This is a genomic window from Arthrobacter sp. CC3, from assembly GCF_039907775.1.
Lineage (GTDB): Bacteria > Actinomycetota > Actinomycetes > Actinomycetales > Micrococcaceae > Arthrobacter.
Genome location: NZ_JARCCY010000020.1, coordinates 44,440 through 64,987, shown reverse-complemented (window position 1 = coordinate 64,987; position 20,548 = coordinate 44,440). Strand labels below are relative to the sequence as shown.

General features: G+C 65.2%; 17 protein-coding genes. 4 read left to right on the top strand and 13 right to left on the bottom strand.

From position 1 onward, the window contains the following. The 10 genes from murD to dinB all read right to left on the bottom strand — a co-directional run bounded on the left by murD (nucleotide 1) and on the right by dinB (nucleotide 12,237). Nucleotides 1-1,602: a UDP-N-acetylmuramoyl-L-alanine--D-glutamate ligase gene (gene murD / locus PV761_RS13550; protein ID WP_347897442.1), complete on the bottom strand. Its 1,602-nt coding sequence runs from the start codon at nucleotides 1,600-1,602 to the stop codon at nucleotides 1-3. Then, the gene (gene mraY / locus PV761_RS13545) at nucleotides 1,584-2,693 is read right to left on the bottom strand and encodes a phospho-N-acetylmuramoyl-pentapeptide-transferase (RefSeq protein WP_028271732.1); all 1,110 of its coding nucleotides are present in this window, start codon (nucleotides 2,691-2,693) and stop codon (nucleotides 1,584-1,586) included. Before mraY ends, murD begins: the two co-directional genes overlap by 19 nt. Beyond that, entirely contained in the window at nucleotides 2,690-4,165 is a 1,476-nt protein-coding gene (gene murF, locus PV761_RS13540; protein ID WP_347897440.1) for a UDP-N-acetylmuramoyl-tripeptide--D-alanyl-D-alanine ligase, read from the bottom strand. Before murF ends, mraY begins: the two co-directional genes overlap by 4 nt. A 6-nt stretch (nucleotides 4,166-4,171) precedes the next feature. Next, on the bottom strand, nucleotides 4,172-5,824 hold the full coding sequence (locus tag PV761_RS13535; protein WP_347897438.1) for a UDP-N-acetylmuramoyl-L-alanyl-D-glutamate--2,6-diaminopimelate ligase: 1,653 nt from the start codon (nucleotides 5,822-5,824) through the stop codon (nucleotides 4,172-4,174). 77 nt (nucleotides 5,825-5,901) lie between these two features. Further along, nucleotides 5,902-7,704 carry a penicillin-binding protein 2 gene (locus tag PV761_RS13530; RefSeq protein ID WP_347897436.1) on the bottom strand — a complete coding sequence of 601 codons (1,803 nt, stop codon included), beginning with the start codon at nucleotides 7,702-7,704 and terminating at the stop codon, nucleotides 5,902-5,904. Nucleotides 7,705-7,743: 39 nt separating this feature from the next. Then, a complete protein-coding gene (locus PV761_RS13525) occupies nucleotides 7,744-8,421 on the bottom strand; it encodes a hypothetical protein (RefSeq protein WP_347897434.1) in 678 nt (225 codons plus the stop codon). After that, nucleotides 8,418-9,416, bottom strand: a complete 999-nt coding sequence (gene rsmH, locus PV761_RS13520; protein WP_347897432.1) for a 16S rRNA (cytosine(1402)-N(4))-methyltransferase RsmH — start codon at nucleotides 9,414-9,416, stop codon at nucleotides 8,418-8,420. The genes PV761_RS13525 and rsmH overlap by 4 nt, the downstream gene beginning before the upstream one ends. A gap of 188 nt (nucleotides 9,417-9,604) precedes the next feature. After that, a complete protein-coding gene (gene mraZ / locus PV761_RS13515; protein WP_028271726.1) occupies nucleotides 9,605-10,033 on the bottom strand; it encodes a division/cell wall cluster transcriptional repressor MraZ in 429 nt (142 codons plus the stop codon). Nucleotides 10,034-10,394: 361 nt separating this feature from the next. Next, nucleotides 10,395-10,769 carry a DUF3040 domain-containing protein gene (locus PV761_RS13510; RefSeq protein ID WP_347897430.1) on the bottom strand — a complete coding sequence of 125 codons (375 nt, stop codon included), beginning with the start codon at nucleotides 10,767-10,769 and terminating at the stop codon, nucleotides 10,395-10,397. 241 nt (nucleotides 10,770-11,010) lie between these two features. Next, nucleotides 11,011-12,237 carry a DNA polymerase IV gene (dinB, locus tag PV761_RS13505; RefSeq protein ID WP_028271724.1) on the bottom strand — a complete coding sequence of 409 codons (1,227 nt, stop codon included), beginning with the start codon at nucleotides 12,235-12,237 and terminating at the stop codon, nucleotides 11,011-11,013. A 74-nt stretch (nucleotides 12,238-12,311) separates the two neighbouring features. Here dinB and PV761_RS13500 point away from each other — a divergent pair, with 74 nt between their 5' ends. Together PV761_RS13500 and PV761_RS13495 are read left to right on the top strand one after the other, a co-directional pair. Further along, complete coding sequence (locus PV761_RS13500; RefSeq protein WP_028271723.1) at nucleotides 12,312-12,842, top strand: hypothetical protein; 531 nt, start codon at nucleotides 12,312-12,314, stop codon at nucleotides 12,840-12,842. After that, nucleotides 12,839-13,933 carry a polyprenyl synthetase family protein gene (locus PV761_RS13495; RefSeq protein WP_028271722.1) on the top strand — a complete coding sequence of 365 codons (1,095 nt, stop codon included), beginning with the start codon at nucleotides 12,839-12,841 and terminating at the stop codon, nucleotides 13,931-13,933. Before PV761_RS13500 ends, PV761_RS13495 begins: the two co-directional genes overlap by 4 nt. Nucleotides 13,934-13,990: 57 nt before the next feature. Here the strand turns inward: PV761_RS13495 and PV761_RS13490 are convergent, their stop codons facing one another. After that, nucleotides 13,991-14,344, bottom strand: a complete 354-nt coding sequence (locus PV761_RS13490) for an Rv2175c family DNA-binding protein (RefSeq protein WP_028271721.1) — start codon at nucleotides 14,342-14,344, stop codon at nucleotides 13,991-13,993. 243 nt (nucleotides 14,345-14,587) lie between these two features. Between PV761_RS13490 and PV761_RS13485 the strand changes: the two genes are divergently transcribed. Then, nucleotides 14,588-15,940 carry a LysM peptidoglycan-binding domain-containing protein gene (locus PV761_RS13485; RefSeq protein ID WP_347897427.1) on the top strand — a complete coding sequence of 451 codons (1,353 nt, stop codon included), beginning with the start codon at nucleotides 14,588-14,590 and terminating at the stop codon, nucleotides 15,938-15,940. 103 nt (nucleotides 15,941-16,043) lie between these two features. Then, nucleotides 16,044-18,179, top strand: coding sequence for a PASTA domain-containing protein (locus PV761_RS13480; protein WP_347897426.1), 2,136 nt, complete (start codon nucleotides 16,044-16,046; stop codon nucleotides 18,177-18,179). A gap of 93 nt (nucleotides 18,180-18,272) precedes the next feature. Here PV761_RS13480 and PV761_RS13475 read toward each other — a convergent pair whose 3' ends face one another. Together PV761_RS13475 and PV761_RS13470 are read right to left on the bottom strand one after the other, a co-directional pair. Then, on the bottom strand, nucleotides 18,273-19,667 hold the full coding sequence (locus PV761_RS13475; protein WP_028271718.1) for a 3-deoxy-7-phosphoheptulonate synthase class II: 1,395 nt from the start codon (nucleotides 19,665-19,667) through the stop codon (nucleotides 18,273-18,275). A gap of 78 nt (nucleotides 19,668-19,745) precedes the next feature. Next, nucleotides 19,746-20,525, bottom strand: coding sequence for a lysophospholipid acyltransferase family protein (locus PV761_RS13470; RefSeq protein ID WP_043438927.1), 780 nt, complete (start codon nucleotides 20,523-20,525; stop codon nucleotides 19,746-19,748). Between the last annotated feature and the right edge of the window lie 23 nt (nucleotides 20,526-20,548).

The window sequence follows — 20,548 nt, the reverse complement described above, 5'->3', positions numbered from 1 at the left end:
TTACTCCTCGCCGGTCTGAGCCTGCCCTTCCACGAGCCCGCGGACAGCTTCAATGAAGGCATCGCCACGGTGAGCGTAGGAAGAGAACTGATCCATGGAAGCAGCCGCCGGGGCCATCAGCACAGTGTCCCCCGGAGAGGCCAGCTGCGCTGCCGCGGCTACGGCCTGGGCCATCACAGTTTCCCCGTAGATCGGCGAGGGCACCGTGCCGGCGTCGTCCGTTTCGGCAGACTGCACATTGTCAGTGTCGCCCTTGCTGCGCCCGATCACGGGGACATCCGGTGCGTGTCGCTTAAGGGCGTCCGAGAGCGGTGCCGTGTCAGCTCCGATCAGGACAACGGCCTTCAAGCGGGATGCCTGTTCCTTGACCAGATCGTCGTAGCTCACACCCTTGGAGAGGCCGCCGGCAATCCAGATGACGTTGCTGAACGCCGACAGGGACGCCGCCGCGGCGTGCGGGTTGGTTGCTTTCGAGTCGTTGATCCACAGCACATCATTGTGGCGGGCAACGAGCTGGATCCGGTGCTCTCCCGGAATGTAGGCCTTCAGTCCCTGCCGGACGGCCTGTGGTTCCACGCCGTACGCCCGGACCAGCGCGGCTGCTGCCAGGGCGTTGGCCACCATGTGGCGCGGGGCCACCGGACCGAGGTCCGCCATGGCGGCCAGCTCAGCGGCGCTGTCCTTGCGCTCGGCGATGAAGGCGCGGTCCACCAGGAGGCCCTCGACCACGCCGAGCATGCTGATGGCCGGCGTCAGCGTGGTGAATCCAACGGCGCGGCAGCCTTCCACGACGTCGGCATCCTCCACCATGCGTTCGGTTTCGATCTGCTCGGCGTTGTAGATGCAGGCCTTCTGCGTCTGCCCATAGACCTTGGCCTTGTCGGCCAGGTACGAGGCGTAGGATCCGTGCCAGTCCACGTGGTCTTCGGCGACGTTGAGGCAGACACTTGCCACCGGAGAAACGGAGTGGCTCCAGTGCAGCTGGAAACTCGACAGCTCGACTGCCAGGACGTCGTACTCCACCGGGTCGCGCAGTGCGTCGAGGATGGGCGTGCCCACGTTCCCGACGGCGATGGCCTTGAGCCCGGCGGCCTGCAGCATCGATTCGGTCAGGCCGACGGTGGTGGTCTTCCCGTTTGTTCCGGTGATGGTCAGCCAGTCCGCGGTCTTGCGGCCCTTCCGCTCACGCACCCGCCAGGCGAGTTCCACATCGCCCCAGACCGGGATGTGGGTCCGGGCAGCCAGCGCGAGGAGGGCCTGGTCCGGCCGCCAACCCGGCGAGGTCACGATCAGGTCCGGCTTCTGGCCGTCGATCTTCGGCATGGTGTGCACGGCGTCTTCGCCGAGGAGCACATCCACGGCGCCGACGATCTTCAGCGTGTCCGCCTGGGCGCGGGCCTTCGGGCTCGTGGCCGCGTCCACCACCACCACGCGGGCACCGAGTTCGATCAGGGTGTCCGCGGCAGCGAAGCCGGACACGCCGATGCCCGTCACGACCACACGGAGACCGGTCCAGTCGGAGTCCCAGCTCACCAGGTTCTCGAGCCGGGGGGACGTTGCCAGCGGCGAAGGTATTGGACTGCTCACAGCAGGACCACCCATTCTGCGTAGAAGATGCCAAGGCCTGCGGCGACGAAGAGTCCGCCGAGGATCCAGAACCGAACCACCACGGTGACTTCCGCCCAGCCCTTGAGTTCAAAGTGGTGCTGCAGCGGAGCCATTTTGAAGAAGCGCTTGCCCTTGGTGATCTTGAAGTAGCCCACCTGGATGATCACCGAAAGCGTGATCAGGACGAACAGTCCGCCGATGAAGGCGAGCAGCAGTTCGGTCCGGGACAGGATGGCGAACCCGGCGACGGCGCCGCCGATGGCCAGCGAGCCGGTGTCGCCCATGAAGATCTTCGCCGGAGACGTGTTCCACCACAGGAAGCCCACCAGGGCGGCGCTGAGGATTGCTGCAAGCAGTGCCAGGTCCAGCGGGTCGCGGACGGAATAGCAGCCGCCGCCTGCCTGCCGCGGCGAGCCGCAGGCCTGGTTGCTCTGCCAGATTCCCATCAGCGTGTACGCGCCGAACACCATGACCGATGCCCCGGCTGCCAGTCCGTCCAGACCGTCGGTGAGGTTCACCCCGTTGGTGGCCGCAGTGACGATCAGGTTGGACCACAGGACAAACAGGATAGCGCCCAGGACGGTGCCGCCGAAGGCAAGGTTCAGCCACGGGATGTCCCGCACCAGGGAGATCTGGGTGGATGCGGGAGTGACTCCGTCCGCATTGGGAAAGTTCAATGCCAGGACGGCGAAAATGATGCCGACGGCGCCCTGCAGCACCAGTTTGGCTTTGGCGTTCAGGCCAAGGCTGCGTTGCTTGGAAATCTTGATGAAGTCGTCCAGGAAGCCCACGAGGCCCATTCCCACCATCAGGAACAGCAGCAGGAGCGCGGAGGCCGACGGTCCGGCTGACCGCGGATTCAGCATCCACATGATGAGGTGGGTCAGCGCGTAGCTCAGCAGGACCGCGAAGACCACCACGGTGCCGCCCATGGTGGGCGTGCCGCGTTTCGTGTGATGGGAGGTGGGTCCGTCGTCGCGGATGAACTGGCCGTAGCTCTTCCGTACCAGCAGACGGATGAACAGCGGAGTTCCCACCAATGCAAACAGCAGGGCCAGCCCGGCGCCGATGAGTAGTGCAATCACAGCGACTCGCTCCCTTCATTGGCGGTTGCTCGGACTTGTGGGGGTAATGCTATCCGATCCCCCAGATGCCTCAGTCCTACGCTGTTGGAGGACTTGAAGAGGACCAGATCGCCGGGTTCCAGTTCCCGTTGAAGCAGATCGTAGGCTTCGTCCACGGACTCCGCGAAGACGCATTCGTCCCCCCATGAGCCTTCGTTGACGGCGGAAACGTAGAGCGAACGCGCCTCGCGGCCAACAACCACCAGGCGGGAAATGTTGAGCCGCACCACTTGGGTGCCCACTGCCATGTGCTCCCGGATGGACTCGTCGCCCAGTTCCAGCATGGCGCCCAGCACGGCCCAGGTGCGGCGTCCGCGGCCCAGGTCCGCCAGCGTCCGCAGCGCGGCGCGCATCGATTCAGGGTTGGCGTTGTAGGCATCGTTGATGATGGTGACGCCGTCAGGCCGCTCTGTGCGTTCCATCCGCCACCGGCTGGCGGCGGTCTGTGCGCTGAGCGATGCGGTGATCCGTTCTGCCGGGATGCCTGCGGCATAGGCTGCACCGGCTGCTGCCAGGAGGTTGGTGACATGGTGCGCACCGATCAGCCGGCTGCGGACCGGGTGCCCCGCGGCGTCGCCGGGGAAGTTGAGTTCGAACTCGGGATTTCCTGCCGCATTCGTCTCCACGTGGACGGCGCGCAGTCCGGCGGCCGGGACGTCATCTGCGGCCTGCGCGGAGAATCCCAGGACGTTCGCCTTCGTCCGGCTTGTCATGGCGGCGACGCGCCCGTCGTCGAGGTTGAGCACGGCGGTCCCGCTGTCCGGGAGGGCTTCTACAAGTTCGCCCTTGGCAACGGCGATGTTGTCGACGCCGCCAAACTCCCCGGCATGGGCGGTACCGATGCCGAGGACCACCCCGATCTCGGGCCGGACCATCTCTGCGAGGTAGCGGATGTGGCCCACCCCGGTGGCACCCATCTCGATCACAAGGTAACGGGTGTCGAATCCGGCCTTGAATACGGTCAGCGGAACTCCCACTTCGCCGTTGTAGGAACCCTGGGGGGAGACAGTGTTGCCTTCGGCCGAAAGGATTCCGGCGAGGAGGTCCTTGGTGGTGGTTTTTCCGGCCGAACCGGTGATGCCGATCACCGTGAATTCCGAGCCTTCGGCCTCGCGGCGGGCCCGGATCCGGCGCACGGATTCAGCGGCCAGGGCGCCCATGGCGAGGACCGCGTCTTCCACCACGATGGAGGGGTAGGGAGTGCCGGAGTGATCGGCAGCGTCCCGTTCCACCAGGGCAAGGACAGCGCCGCGTTGGAAGGCTGCGCCGATGAAGTCGTGGCCGTCAGCAGTCTCCCCGGGCTTCGCCACGTAGAGGGACCCCTCCGTGGCTTCCCGGGAATCCGTGACCACTGCCGTGGGCGTGATGGTCGGTTCGGCGGCAAGGCGGCCGTCTGTAATTTCGGCAATTTCCGCCGCAGTAAATGCAATCATCTCGGTCTAGGACTCTATCCGCTCGTCATTCAGAACGGTGAATCCACGGGCTGTCAAGGCCTCGCGGAGCTCCACCCTGTCGTCGAGCGACAGATTGACGCCTTTGACTTCCTGCCATACTTCATGGCCGCGGCCGGCCACGAGGATCGTGTCCTTGGCCTGCGCCATCTCTACAGCCTGCCTGATCGCCGTGTCCCGCGGGAACGACTCCAGGATGGTGCAGCCAAGGCCGGCGGTTTCCTTGGCCTCCTGCGCGCCCGCCAGGACGTCCGCGCGGATCGCAGCGGCGTCCTCGTCGTGGGGGTCGTCATCGCTGATGATCACCACATCCGCCAGCCGGGCGGCGATGGCGCCCATCGCCGGCCGTTTGCCCTGGTCGCGCTGGCCGGTGGCTCCGAAGACCACAATCACCTTCGAGCCGGGCTCGGGTGAGCGCACTGCTTCCAGTGCCCGTTGCAGGGCGTCGGGGTTGTGGGCAAAGTCGACGACGGCGGCCGGGGCGGTGCAGACGAGCTGCATGCGCCCGGGGACGGCCACGGTGAACGGGTCGGCCGAGTCGAGCGCTGACTGCAGCGTTTCGGCGTCGACTCCGCTGGCCAGCACCATGACGGTTGCGAGGGCGGCGTTGGAAACATTGAAGCTGCCCGGAAGCCCCGTGTGAACGCGGAGTTCCGTGCCGTCACGGTGCCGGAGCCGGAACGCCGTACCCAGGCCCCGGGGCGCGGTGTCCGTGACGGCCCAGTCCGCGCCGGATGCTGCGGGATCAATGCCCGGGACTGTCGACAGGGTGGTGACCGGAATGGCGGCACCGGCGGCAAGGCGGCGGCCCCAGTCGTCGTCCACGGTGATGACCGCCTGCTTGGCGCGGGGGCGTGTAAAGAGCTCTGCTTTGGTCTGGAAATATTCGTCCATGGTGCCGTGCAGGTCCAGGTGGTCCTGGGTCAGGTTGGTGAACCCGGCGACGTCGAACTGCACACCGTCCACGCGGTGGAACGACACAGCGTGCGAGGAAACCTCCATGGAGGCGGCGTCCAGGCCGCGTTCCCGCATCAGGGCCAGCAGTGCGTGGATGTCGGTGGACTCCGGCGTCGTCAGCAGGCTGGGAATGGGCTCACCGCCGGCCAGGATCTCGATGGTGCCGATCAGTCCGGTCTTGCGGCCCAGGGCCTGCAGCAGGGAGTTGATGAAATAGGTGGTGGTGGTCTTGCCGTTGGTGCCGGTGACGCCGAACAGCGAGGGCACAGCGCCGCCATCGGGCCGGCTCTGGTAGATCAGCGCAGCGAGCCCGCCCACTGCGCTACGGGGCTTGTCAACGACGAGGACCGGCACGGGAGTGTCCGCGGACAGCGCAAGGAGCCTGGCGCCGTCGTCGTCCGTGACAACGGCAACAGCGCCTGCCGTAACGGCCTGCGACACGAAGTCCGCCCCGTGCCGGGTGGCGCCGGGGAGGGCGACGTAGAGGTCGCCCGGCTGCACGGACCTGGAGTTCAGGGAGATCCCGGTGACCGGAATGGCGCTGGACGCCCCGGGAACGACAACGCCGACGGACTCGCCGATGATTCCCAGCGGCACCGCGGCAACGGCGGACGGCCGGAACCCGGAACCGGGAACCGCACCGCTCGTTTCGTCGGTACTGTCTGGGGCATGGTGCTCTGACAAGTGGATCTCCGTTGGTGCTAGTGGATCACACCGGGCGTAGGGGAAGATCCCCTGATGCGTACGATGTTGTGGACGTGCTACTTGACGTATTGGGGCAGCCTGACCGGCTCGCCCGTTGACGGCGGAACGTTGTACGTCCGCAGCGCCTGGCTCATCACCGAGCGGAACACGGGACCATTGGTGATTCCGTAGATGCTGCCCTTGGGGCGCTGCAGGACAACTTCAACAATAAACCGCGGATCGTCCATCGGCGCCATTCCCACCATGGAGGCCGTGTAGCCGCAGTACCCGGATTTGCCGTCGTCGCACGGCGACTGGGACGTTCCGGTTTTAGCGCCCACGCGGTAGCCGTCGATTGCTGCTTCCTTGATCTGCCCCTCGGTCACGGCGCTCTCCAGGATGTCCCGGACCTGCTGTGCGGTTTCCTTGGACACGATCTGACGGCTCTCCTTCGCCGGGACCTTTTCCTCGGTTCCGTCCGGGCTGATGTAGCTGTCGATCAGGCGCGGCTGGAGCATCACGCCGTTGTTGGCAATCGACTGGTAGGCGCGGACGGTCTGCAGGGTGGATTGCGAAACGCCCTGGCCGAAGAGGACGGTGTACTCCTGCCGGCCGTCCCACTGGTCAGCAGGGGTGAGGATGCCGGTGGCTTCGGCGGGAATCCCGATGTCGGGGGCTTCGCCGATGCCGAACTTCTGCAGCCAGTCGTGGCGCTGTTCCTTGGTCAGCCGCTGCCCGGCCATGACCGTTCCGGTGTTCATCGACCAGCCCAGGATCCCGGCCAGGGTCCGTTCCTCGGTCCCGTGATCGAACGAGTCGGTGAAGACCTGGCCGTCCACCACGTAGGACGGCGGGATGGTGAACTTGTCCAGCGGGCTTGACTTGCCCTCCTCGATCACGGCGGCGGCCGTGATCATCTTCTCCACGGAACCCGGTTCGTATGCGGCCGTCACTGACCGTACGCCGCGGTCCTTGGCGGCCACCTTGCCGGGGTCGTTGGGGTCCGGGGCGTTGGTGTCTGCCATGGCGATGATGTTGCCGGTCTTGATGTCCTGGACGATGATGACGCCCCATTCGGCGCTCAGCTTGTCCGACTGGTTCTGGATTGCCTGCTGGGCAAAGTACTGCAGGTCGGAATTGAGGGTGAGGCGGATGTCCTTGCCGTCGACGGCGGGCGTCAGTTCGTCCACGCCGACGGGGATGCGCAAGCCGTCGGCGCCGATTTCGAAGAGCCGCTTGCCGGGAGTTCCCTTGAGGACCTCATCCTGGGTCTGCTCCAAGCCCGCCTGCCCGGTTGTTCCGTCCTGCAGGAAACCGACGATCCCGCCGGCGACAGAGCCGTTCGGGTAAACGCGCTTGCTGGTGCCTACGGTGACTATGCCCGGGATCTGCAGCTGGGAGATCCGGTCCTCCATATCGGGCTTGAGGTCCTTCGCCACGATGTAATAGGGCTTCTCCCCCGTCAAGGCCTCCTTGACGTCCGCGGGGTCCTGCCCCAGCACGGCGGCCAGTTCCTCGATGCCCTTGTCCCTGGAAACGGTGACGAGCTCTTCCTTGTCGCCCACCGTGTCCAGTCGCTTGAACGACTCCGTCTTGGTGTTGACGCGCTGGTCCACCACTACGTTGTAGCGGATGACGCTGTTGGCGAGGACAGTTCCGTTGGCGTCCAGGATGCTGCCGCGTTCGGCGGGGAGCTCGATCGGCGTCAGGCGGTTGTTCAACGCGGCCTCAGCCATTCCGCCGATGTCCAGTCCCTGGACCATGAACAGCTTGCCACCGACCACCAGCAGCAGCACCAGCATCATACCCAAGCCGAGGCGGAGCCTCCTGGTGGCGTTCGGCACTTTTGCGGTTGTTTTCTTGCCGGTGCTCTGCGCCACGGTGAGTCCTTGCTGCTTGCCTACTGGTGGTCAGTCCTGTCAGTTACTGCCCGGCGTCTTCTGCTTTGGTGCCGGAACGGATCCGCCGTGGAGATCGGCCGCGGGCTTCGCGGCGGCCGGCGGCTTCGCGGCAGCGGCAGCCTGGGCAGCTGCTGCCGCCGGCGCCGGAGCGGCCTCCTGCGCCGGCTTGCGGACGGCCAGTGGCTCCTTGGTAGTGGCGGGAGGAACCACCGTCAGCTGCCCGGCGACTGCCGGTGCTGCAATGATGGCTCCTGGCTTGTCACCCTTGACTGCCGGTTTGGGTGTGCCGCTGACGACCAGTGTGGAGAGGTCGATCTGCCCCTTGCCGGTGGAAGCCACCATGCCCAGTTCCGAGGCCCGGGCGGCCAGGTTCTGGGGAGCGTCGAAGTTCTGGACCTGCTGTGTCAGGTCCTGGTTCTGCTTCGTCAGTGTGGACTGGTTGCTCCTGAGCTGCACCAGCTGGTACTGCGCTGTGGAAACGGAGATGTTCAGGACCAGGACCGCCATGAGAGCGACCGCCAGCAGTGCGAAGCAGAGCACAACAAAAGGAGCCCTGCGCTTGCGCGGGGTCGAACGGACCACGGACAGCGGGGTCCGCAGCTTCCGCTCGGATCCGCCGGAAGGCTTAAGGCCTGTGAGGGCTCGGGCCGCCGTGCCGGACACGACTGGGAAGTTCTTGGCAGCGGCGGTGCTCATGCGGCCCTCCTGGCTCTGATTCGTTCAACTGCGCGCAACCGGGCGGACGCTGCGCGTGGGTTTTCGGCGATTTCATCGGCGGTGGGAACCTCGGTGCCCTTAGTCAGGGTTTTGAGTTCGGGCTTGTGTTCTTCCAGTTCCACCGGGAAGCCCAGCGGCGCGGAGGACTTGGATCCGGTCTGGAAGACTTTCTTGACGATTTTGTCCTCCAGCGAGTGGTAGGACATGACCACGACGCGGCCCCCCATCGCGAGGGCGTCCACAGCGGCAGGCACCGCACGTTCCAGGACGTCGAGTTCCTCGTTGACTTCGATCCGCAGGGCCTGGAAGGTCCGTTTGGCCGGGTGGCCTCCGGTCTTCGCCGCCCCTGCCGGAACCACCGCGCGGATGGTGTCGACCAGTTCACCCGTGGTGGTGAACGGCTTGACTGCGCGCGCAGCCACGATGCGGTTAGCGATCCTGCCGGCGAACTTTTCCTCACCCCACTTGCGGATGATCCGGACCAGGTCCTCTTCGCTGTAGTTGTTCACGACGTCCGCGGCCGTCTGGCCCCGGCTCGTGTCCATGCGCATATCCAGGGGCGCATCAAAAGAATAGGCAAAACCGCGTTCGCGCTCATCCAGCTGCAGGGAAGATACGCCCAGGTCCATCAGGACGCCGTGGACTTCCTCGACGCCAAGGTCCCGGAGGACGTCCGGGATTTCGTCGTAGACGGCGTGGACCAGGTCAGAGCGGTTTTCGAAGGGCTTCAGACGCTCGCCGGCCAGGGCCAGGGCTTCTTCGTCGCGGTCGATTCCGATGAGGTGAAGGTCCGGAAACCGCTGGAGCAGGGCTTCGGAGTGACCGCCCATTCCCAGGGTTGCGTCGATGACCACCGGCGTCTCGCCCCGGCTGCGGGCCGCCTCGATGCCAGGGGCCAACAAATTGATGCACCGGTCCTTGAGGACCGGTACATGGCGTTCGGACGTGGGTTTTGGCTGGTTGGGATCGCTCATACCTTCGTCCTTTCGTGCCTCTGTTTGCCTTGCTGGGCCTGGCTGGTCCTCGGTGCGGTTCTTAAGCCAGATCCCCATCCGCGCCTATCCCAACGTCCGCCTGGCTCCGGGGAAGTGAGCCAGGAAAACGTTCGGATGGGCGGCTGGAGATCTCGTTCAAGAAACGCTGCCGTCGTCGCTTCCGGGCCTCAGAAGATTCCCGGGATGGCGTCGTCGGTTTCAGAGAAGGAGGTTTCCTTTTCTGCCAGGTACTCGTTCCAGGCCTGGGCATCCCAGATCTCCGCCCGGGAGCCTGCGCCGATAACGGCGAGCTCCCTGCCAAGACCTGCGTATGCCCGGAGTGCGGGAGGAATAGTCACGCGCCCCTGCTTGTCAGGTACCTCGTCCGAGGCTCCAGAGAGGAAAACCCGGATGTAGTCACGAGTCTGCTTGGAGGAGATGGGCGCCTCCCGCATTTGCTCGTGAATCCGCTCGAATTCCCGCTCACTGAAGACGTAGATGCAGCGTTCCTGGCCCCTTGTGAGAACCAGTCCGCTGGCAAGTTCCTCACGGAACTTCGCTGGGAGGATGATCCGCCCCTTTTCGTCCAGACGCGGTGAGTGAGTGCCAAGAAACATGGCCACCCGCCTGTCTGTCGTCAGGAGCTGCACGTCCCCTGTGCTGCCACTACCCTCTTACCTGCTCCACTTTACTCCACATCGCTCCACAGTCAACGCGACACGGAAGATTCGTCCCGGGTTTGGACAAATCCCGCCCCGGAAATCCGGGGTTCTGGGCGGGTGGTGGAAAGTGGTGGGATATCGGCGCCTGGAGGGGCGCGAAGAACAGCACGACGGCGGACGGCACGGACCGGACGGCGTCGCGTCCGCGAGCGCCGGCCGTTAAAAGCAAAAGACCCGCCGCGGCGGGTCTTTCTGCAGGTCTGCCAGGGGCAGGTGGTGCGAAGTGGAGCGTTAGCTGAACACTGTCACGGTCGGGTTATTGCTGCTCACCCCGGCGCCGTTCATCCCAGCGTTCTTCAAGGCCGCTCATGAACGAACTGCGCCCCTTGCCGGTTTTCTTGCCACCGGTTGATTTCGCTTTGCCGGCGGCGGAGCTGCGCATCGTTGCGAAATAGACTCCGGCTCCCATCACGATAAATCCGAGGACACCAACAAAAATGCTCTGAAGTGATACGCCCACCAGCAGGAGGAGGACACCGGCCAGTGTGGCCAGCACGCCGATCACGATGTGGCGCGTGGACCAGTTGCGGCCCGGATCCGATCCCATTGAATTGGCAAACTTCGGATCGTCCTCGTGCAGCTGCTTCTCCAGCTGCTCGAGCAGCTTCTGTTCGTGCTCCGAGAGCGGCATCACGACCTCCTTAAGTCGGCCAACGTCCGGACCTGCCCTGGTCCTGTGTTGTCAATCCACTAACGTCCGGCATGCGCGGGAGGTTCCCGGCCACCGTATAACGAAAGGCCGGATTCCACGCATTCGGACGGCGGACCTGTTCAGCAGGGTGTTCGGTAAGTCCAGACGTTCGAAATCTATGTATATCTAAGGATAGTTTGTTGCGCCCTGTTCTGAAAGACACTCCGGCGCGGCGGAACGGTCACTCTCCGGGCGTGTGCGGGTCCATCAGGCGCGCCGGGAGCACCGATTTCGAGCCGAACTTGGCCGCCACCTTGTCCAGTGCTTGTTCCGCGGCCCGCCAGTTGTCGTCGCGGCGGTCAAAGCTCAGCTGGAGCGAAGTCTGGGCAGCTTCCTCAAGCTGTTCGGCCCGGACGCCGACGAGCCGGACCGTCATGGCCCGCGGACCGAGCGATTCCAGGAGCTGAACGGCCACGGCGTAGATCAGCTGTGCACTGTCGACCGGGGCGTGCACCGTGCGGCTGCGCGTGATGGTGGAGAAATCGGTGTAGCGGAGCTTGAGGGAAATGGTCCTCGCCACCATCCCCGTGCTTCGGAGCCGCTCGGCGGTCCGGTGGGACAGGCGCAGCAGTTCACGGTGCAGGAGGGCGTCGTCGGCTGTATCAACGGCGAACGTTTCCTCGGCGCCGATACTCTTCTCGAGGCGGACGGGGGTTACGGCACGGGGATCAATCCCCCACGACAGCCTGTAGACGTGCTCCCCTGACGCCCCCAGCAGCTTCTTCAGTACCGACGGCGGCGTCGCGGCGACATCGGCCACGCTCCGGATTCCCATGCGGGCCAGCACCTCGCCCGTCTTCGCCCCCACGCCCCACAGCGCGTTGACGGGAAGGCTGTGGAGGTAGGCGACGGTCTCATCCGGCCCGATCAGCAGGAGCCCGTCCGGCTTACAGCGGGTGGATGCGATCTTGGCGACAAATTTGCTGGCCGCAATGCCCACGGAGGCCGTGATGCCGAGTTCCTCGTGCACGCGCCGGCGGATGATCCCGCCGATCTCGCGCGGACTGCCCAGCCGCCGGATTGCTCCGCCGACGTCGAGGAAGGCCTCGTCGACGCTCAGCGGCTCCACCAGCTCCGTAATCGACCCGAAGATGGCCATGAGCTGGGCGGAAACCTCGTAGTAGAGCTTGTGCCGGGGTTCGATAATGACGGCCGAGGGGCACATGCGCGCCGCTATTGCCATGGGCATCGCGGACTTGACCCCGAATTTCCGGGCCTCATAGGACGCGGACAGCACCACCGAACGCTCCGCCGGGTAACCCACAATCACCGGTTTGCCGCGAAGTTCGGGCCGGGTCCGAAGCTCCACGGAGACGAAAAAGGCGTCCATGTCCACATGCATGATGCTGCTTCGCCGGAGCTCCCGGAGGGTCGCTTCGAGCTGCTGTTTATCCTGTTCCGACCCCACGTCTTCAATCCTATGCCGTGGTACTGACTAAACTGGAGGCTGCATCCGGCGTCAACACCAGGAGGAATGTCCCTGTGAAGGTAATTGGAAAGCTCAAGCCTGCGGGCTGCGCCGTGATCGTGGCCGGCGCGGTGCTGGCCCTGGCGGCGTGCACCCCGGCCAATCCCGGCGCCACAGCCACCGGGACTGCCAGCGCTTCAGCTTCCGTCACCGGACAGGCATCCGCCACCGCCCCCGCGAGCCCCACCGCCTCCCCTGGAACCACCGCCGCCGTCGGCGCATTGGTGGCCGGCTTCCCCGAGAAGCTGCTGCCCGTGATGCCGGGGGCAAAGGTGGTGTCCAGCAGCTTCGACAAGACCTCCACTCCGGCAACAGCGGCATTGGTGGGAAACATCACCTCCCCGGCTGCCGCCGTCGTAGCGTTCTACACCAAAGAGCTTGAGGCCCAAGGCTTCAAAGCAGTGCCCGGCGAGAACGTGGGCGCGGTCGCGTCCAAGGACTTCCTCCGCGGTGACAACGAAACCGTGAACATCGCAGTGGTGGAAACCGGCGGGGTCTCCACGTTCACCATCGGCGCCAACGTCGCAGCTGAGTCCGCGAAGTGACGGTCGCGGAGCAGCTGCGCCTGGAGCAGACGGCCTACGTAGCCGCTGTCGCGGGCAAGCTCAATGACTTCCTGGCGACCCGCCAGTCCGTGATGTCCGCCATTTCCCAGGACATCGACCCGCTGATGGGGTCCATCTCCAACCTGGTCACCGGCGGCAAGCGGCTGCGTGCGCTGATGTGCTACTGGGGGTGGCGCGGCGCAGGCGGGGATGCTGCTGCCAATGAGGTGATCACTGCCGGATCGGCACTGGAGCTCTTCCAGGCGGCGGCATTGATTCACGATGACATCATCGACCGGTCCGATACGCGGCGCGGCGGACCCAGCGTCCACCGGCGCTTCAGCCAGCTGCATGAAGACCAGGGCTGGGCCCTGGACAGTGAGCGGTTCGGCCATGCCGCAGCCATCCTGACCGGCGACCTCTGCCTGTCGTTCAGTGAAGAAACGTTCACGGACATCGGCCAGGCGGCAGCATCAGGGAGCCAGGCACGGCTGATCTTCAACCTGATGAGGGCCGAGGTGATGGCCGGGCAGTACCTGGACATCCTGGAAGAAGTCGCCGGTCCCATGCGCGACCGGGCCGGAGCGGTCAGCCGGGCCCAGTCGATCATCCGGTTCAAGTCGGCGAAGTATTCCACGGAGCACCCGCTCGCCCTCGGAGGTGCCCTGGCCGGGGCGTCCGATGAACTCCTCCGCGGCTACTCAGCGTTCGCGCTGCCGCTGGGCGAAGCGTTCCAACTCCGGGACGACGTGCTGGGAGTGTTCGGCGATCCCGTGACCACCGGAAAGCCGGCGGGCGATGACCTCAGGGAGGGGAAGAGGACGGTCCTGGTGGCCTTCGCCCTCGACCAGGCGTCCCCGGAGGAGTCCCGCTTCCTCGACGCAAAGCTCGGAAGCCCGGACCTGTCCGACGATGATGTGGAGGAAATCCGCCGCATCATCGTGGACTGCGGTGCGCTCCAGGCCACCGAAGTCCTGATTGAGGAATTCGGCCGCGCCGCCTTCAGCGAACTGGACATGCTTCCACTGGAAGACCTTCCCAAGACGGCCCTGCGGAAACTCGCCGAGGCCACCGTCAGCCGCGCCTCCTGATTTCGGGGGGCGCGGCCACCGCGCGTGGAATAACCGCGCGGTACTGCCGGGCGGGGATTACCAGGCGAGGGATTGTGCCCTGCGGCGGATTTCCGTCTTCCGGCCTTCACGCAGGGCGTCAATCGGACGGCCACGCAGTGATTCATCCGGGGTGAAAAGCCACGTCACAAGTTCCTCGTCGGAATAGCCTGCATCCGACAGGACCACAATGGTCCCCTTAAGGCTCTCGACCGGATGGCCGTCCTGCATAAAGTCCGCCGGCACCGACCTGATGCGGCGTTCACCGACCCTCAATGCCACCAGTGCTTTTTCGTCCAGCAAACCGTGGACCTTAGTAATGGAGACGTTCATCATTTCTGCAACGTCGGGCAGGGGCAGCCATTCGCCTACAAGGCTTTCTACAGTACTCACGGATCAAGATTGCCACGCGGTGCACTGTTGCGCCTAGTCAGCACAATGAGGCGGGCGGAAGGCGTAAATCGACACTCCGAAAAAAGGCATATAAGAGATGCCATACATTTCTTGTGCTAATCAGCAATTCGTGAGAGATTCACATAGATCACATTTGCATCAACGCTAACTTTAGTAACACTAGTACCATTCGTAACAACGGCCTGACCGACAGCATTCGCCGCTGAGAAGAGGATCACTCCCATGACGACGCCCCGATCGCCAAAGCAGCACCCCAGGCCGAGCCTGCCTATGATTGCGGCGACCACGGCCGCCCTTCCGGCCGTCGTCCTGTCCTCTCTCGCCATCGCCCAGCCGGCGGCGGCGGAAGCCCGTCCGCGGGTTGTTCCTGCCACCTTGGCAGCCGCGATGCAGGCCCAGGAAGCCGCCCTCAAGGCGGGCGTCATTCCGGCCGCCTCGGTCTCCACCTCAATCCCGGCCTCCCTCCGGCCCGCCCAGCCGTCCGCTCCGGCTGAGTACACCATTGCCCGCGGTGACACCATCAGCGGCATTGCGGGCCGCTACGGCCTCGACACCAATGCCATCCTGAAGCTGAACAACCTGCAGCCCAACACCATCATTTACCCGGGCCAGAAGATCAAACTGACCGGGTCCGCCCCGGCACCTTCCGCTCCGGCGGCGAAGCCCGAGGCCCCTGCACCCGCCACGTCCGGCGGAAGTGTCTACACCGTAAAGTCCGGTGACACCCTGGGGGCCATCGCCGCGCGCCACGGAGTGAAGCTGTCAGAGGTGCTGAGCTGGAACGGCCTCAACATGAATTCCATCATTTACCCGGGCCAGAAGATCAAGATCGGCGGCGGCCAGTCCTCCGCCCCGGCACCTGCCCCGGCCCCCGCGGCCACCCCGGCTCCTGCTCCGGCCCCCGCCCCCAGTTCGGGCTCCTACACGGTGAAGTCCGGGGACACGTTGTCCGCCATCGCCGCAAAGCACGGCGTCAAGCTCTCAGACATCCTGTCGGCGAACAAACTCACCCTGTCCAGCGTTATCTACCCCGGCAACAAGCTGGTCATCCCCGGCGCTTCGATCCAGCCGGCTGCCAGCGTCACTCCCCTGGTGCCGAGCTCCTTCCTTGGTTTCACCTACCCCGCTGCAGTGGTCTCTTCCGCCAACCAGAACAAGGCCCTGCTCAACGCTTCTCCCGTACCCACTCGGGAACAGATGAAGTCGATCGTCGCCGATACGGCACGTCGGATGGGCGTGGACCCCTCGCTGGCCCTTGCCTTCGCCTACCAGGAGTCCGGCTTCGACCAGCGCGCAGTCTCGCCGGCCAACGCCATCGGCACGATGCAGGTCATCCCGACGTCGGGCGAATGGGCCTCCGACCTGGTGGGCCGCAAACTGAACCTGCTCGATCCCTATGACAATGCAACCGCAGGCGTAGCCATCATTCGCCAGCTGATCCGCACGAGCAAGGACCTGGACCACGCCATCGCCGGCTACTACCAGGGCCAGTATTCCGTCAGCAAGAACGGCATGTTCGACGACACCAAGGCCTACGTGGCAGCCATCAAGGCGCACCAGAAGAACTTCGGCTAGAACCATAACGGCACCGCAAAGGCGGGTGCCGGGAGGGTAACGATACGGGTCCGGATTGCATGTCGATTCGGGCCCGTTTCCGTGTAGCACTTAGGATCGTAAGGTGCAGGAAAAAGTGTCGGACTCCCTCGTTGGAACCCTGGTGGACAACCGCTACCGGGTTCAGTCCAGGCTGGCGCGCGGCGGAATGTCCACTGTCTACCTGGCCACGGACCAGCGTCTTGAGCGCGACGTCGCACTCAAGGTCCTCCATCCGCACCTCGTCAACGACGGAAACTTCCTGGACAGGCTGGGCCGGGAGGCAAAGGCCGCGGCCAAGCTGTCCCACGCCCATGTGGTGGGCGTCCTGGACCAGGGCAGCGACGGTCACACGGCCTACCTGGTCATGGAGTACATCAAAGGCCACACCCTCCGGGACGTCATCAAGGAGAAGGGTGCGCTGTCTCCGCGGCTGGCCCTGGCGCTGATCGACCCCGTAGTGGAAGGCCTCGGAGCGGCGCATTCCGCCGGGCTGATCCACCGCGACATCAAACCCGAAAATGTCCTGATCGCCGACGACGGCCGAATCAAGGTGGGCGACTTCGGGCTGGCCCGTGCCGTCACCACCTCGACGAGCACCGGGGCACTGATCGGCACCGTGGCCTACCTGTCCCCCGAGCTCGTGCTCGGCAGGCAGGCCGACGCCCGCAGCGACATCTACTCGGTGGGCATCATGCTGTACGAAATGATCACCGGGACGCAGCCGTTCGACGGCGAAGTCCCCATCCAGGTGGCCTACCAGCACGTAAACTCCTCCGTCCAGGCCCCCTCGGCGGTTGTGCCGGGGCTGGCTGCCGAGGTGGACGAGCTGGTGCAGTGGTGCACGGCGCGTGACCCTGAACAGCGTCCGGTGGACGGCAATGCGCTGCTGTCCGAACTCAGGCACATCCGCACCAACCTGACCGACGCGGAACTGGATCTCCAGCCCCCGGCGGCTATCGCCGCCGTCGCCCATTCTCCGGCCGGGCTGCGCCCTCCCGCCCACCCGCCCTCAGGTCGACCCGCCGCGGCCCGGCCCCCTGAGCGCCAGGACCACACGGAGGTCCTGTCCGCCGGCCAGCATCCGACGGAAATCATCACCCGCCAAAGCAATCCCACCACGGTGCTGTCTGCTTCCCCCGGGCGGACGGGCCAGTTTGGCGCCCTGGCGGCCCCGCCGGAAACGGAATCCGACTTCGCGGATGCCGGCGACGACGGGCCGGACGACGCGGTTCCATTGAGTAAGCGGGCGCAGCGCAAGCAGGACCGCGACGCCGCCAAGGCACAGTCGAAGGCGGCGTCAACGCCGGTCCGGCCCCTTCGCGAAGGTAGTCCCCGCCGTCGCGGCATCCTGTGGATCATCATCCTTGTCATCGCCGCGTTGCTCGCAACGGGCGCCGGCTGGTTCTTCGGCATGGGACCCGGCTCCCCCGGCACCATTCCGCGGGTAGCCAACAAGACGGTGGCCGAGGCCCAGCAGCTGCTTGGCACTGCCGGGTTCCAGTCCACCACAAAGGATGTTTTCGACGACGATATCCGGGCCGGGCTCGTCGTCGGCACCGAACCTGAGGCAGGGCGGGAAATCCGCAAGTTCCAGTTGGTGTCGCTTTTCGTGTCCAAGGGCCCCCAACTTTTTCCGCTTCCCGGACTGACAGGCAAGTCATTGGACGAGGCCAAGACCCAGCTCAACGGGGCAGAGATGGCCTTGGGCAAAGTCACGGAGACCTACAGCGAAACCGGTCCGGCGGGAACCGTCCTCGCCCAGGACCCGGCGGCGGGCACCCCCGCCCGACGCGGCACGCCCGTCAGCCTCACTGTCTCGAAGGGGCCGGAGCCCATTCCCGTCCCGGATGTGCGCGGCCAGGAACAGGGCGCAGCAGTCAAGGCGCTTGAGGCGGCCGGACTGAAGGCAGTGATCTCCCCCGAAACGGTCAACGACAAGAAGGTCCCCAAGGGCGCCGTCGTGGCCCAGGACCCGTCCTCCGGCACCCTGACCCGGGGCGATACCGTCACCCTGACGGTCTCCAAGGGACCCAAACTCGTGGATGTGCCCAGCTACATCGGCAAGCAGGCCAATGATGCCCGCAAGGCGCTGGAGAAGCTCGGCTTCGAGGTACGGGTAAACAACATCCTGGGCGGCTTCTTCGGAACGGTGCGCGACCAGGATCCGGTGGACACCCAGGTGCCCGAAGGGTCACTCATCACCCTCACCGTCGTCTGACCTGGACCCACTAAAAAAGCTCCGCCCGGCTGGTTCCAGCCGGGCGGAGCTTTGTGATTAGTCAGCGCAGTCAATCAGCGCGTCCGAGTCGGATCAGGGGCGCTTGGACAGGGCTCCTGCGACGAGGAAGGCCATCTCCAGGGACTGCATGTGGTTCAGGCGCGGGTCGCAGACCGATTCGTAGCGGTCCAGGAAGGCTTCCTGGTCGATCGGGTCGGCACCGCCGAGGCACTCCGCGACGTCGTCCCCGGTCATCTCAACGTGCAGGCCGCCGGGAATGGTGCCCAGCGAGTGGTGGACTTCGAAGAAGCCGCGGACTTCGTCGATGACGTCGTCGAAGTTCCTGGTCTTGTAGCCGTTGGGCGAGGTGACAGTGTTCCCGTGCATGGGATCGGTGACCCAGAGAACCTGGGCGCCGGAGGCCGTGACCTTCTCGACGATGGCGGGGAGCTTCTCGCGGATGTTGCCCGCGCCCATCCGGGTGATGAAGGTCAGCCGTCCGGGTTCGCGGTCCGGATCGAGCTTGTCGATGAGCCGCAGGGCGTCGTCGCCGGAGGTCTTGGGGCCCAGCTTGACGCCGATCGGGTTGCGGACGCGGGACAGGAAGTCGACGTGGGCGTGATCCAGTTCGCGGGTGCGTTCGCCGATCCAGAGGAAATGGGCCGAGGTGTCGTACGGAAGTCCGGTGCGGGAATCGATGCGGGTCAGTGCGCGCTCGTAGTCGAGCAGCAGCGCCTCGTGGCTCGCGAAGAATTCGACCCTTTTCAGGGCTTCGAAGTCCGCGCCGCAGGACGCCATGAACTTGATGGCCCGGTCGATGTCGCGTGCCAGCGACTCGTAGCGGGCGTGGGCCGGGTTCTCGGTGAAGCCCTTGTTCCAGTGGTGAACCAGGCGCAGGTCAGCGAAGCCGCCCTGCGTGAACGCCCGGATGAGGTTCAGCGTGGAGGCCGACGTGTGGTACGCCTTGAGCATCCGGCCGGCGTCGTGGGCCCGGGATTCCGGCGTGAAATCGTAGCCGTTGACAATGTCGCCCCGGTACGCCGGGAGGGTGACGCCGTCGCGCGTTTCATCGTTGGAGGAACGCGGCTTGGCGAACTGTCCGGCCATCCGGCCCATTTTGATGACGGGCATGGCCGCGCCGTAGGTGAGGACGACGGCCATCTGCAGGATGGTTTTGACCCGTGCGCTGATCTTGTCCGCCGTGGCGGCCTCGAAGGTTTCGGCGCAGTCCCCGCCCTGGAGCAGGAACGCCTTGCCCTGCGCGGCAGCGGCCAGCCGTTCGCGGAGGATGTCCACCTCGCCGGCGAAGACGAGCGGCGGAAGGACGGAAAGTTCCTTCACGGACGTGTCAAAGACCTCTTTGTTTTGCCAGCTGGGCTGCTGGGAAACCGGCAGGTCCCGCCAGTGGTCCAGTCCCGGATAGTTGGCGGCGCCGCTCTGGGCGGTACTGGTCAGCAGGGAGGCAGGTTTTGCGGATAGCTCAGTCACACTACAAGACTAGTTCCCGGATCGGCGTTTACGCACCGCAACCGTCATTCGCCCCAAACCATCGTCACAGAACCGGCGTCACGCTTTGTCGGGTTCCGCGGGGCCGGCGCCCCCTCCGGATCCGTCCGAGCCGCCGGATACGTCCGGGCCGCCGGCGCTGCCTGAGCCGTCAGCGGGTGTGCCCGCCAGCCGCAGTTTGACGACTGCCGCATATTCGTCCACATACTCCTGCCCCGAGAGGCGCATGAGTTCGTACATGATTTCGTCGGTCACGGAACGCTGGATCAGCCGGTCTTCCTCCATGCCGTAGTAGCGGCTGAAGTCCAGCGGTTCGCCGAAGATCATGCCGATGCGCCGGATGTTCGGCATCCGCTTACCGATCGGCTGGACTTTGTCCGTGCCGATCATGGCGACGGGAATCACCGGAACCCGGGCCTGCAGGGCAAGTTTTGCCACACCCACCTTGCCGCGGTACAGGCGAGAATCGGGGCTGCGGGTTCCTTCCGGATAAATTCCCAGCAGCGAACCGTGCGAGAGGACGTCCATTCCGGCGTTCAGCGAAGCGGCCGAGGCCGCGCCGCCCGACCGGTCCATGGGCAGCTGGTTGGTCAGCCGGAAGAAGAGTGCAGTCAGCCGGCCCTTGAGGCCCGTGCCGGTGAAGTATTCCGACTTCGCCAGGAAGACCACGGGACGCGGAACCATCAGCGGCATAAAGATGGAGTCGGAAAACGACAAATGGTTGGACGCCAGGATGGCTGCGCCTTCGGCCGGGACGTTGTCCAGCCCTTTGACCCAGGGCCGGAACAGGAGCTTTAGCACCGGTCCCAGGACGAACGTCTTCATGAACCAATAAAACACGTGGTGTACCTCTCCGGAAGGCG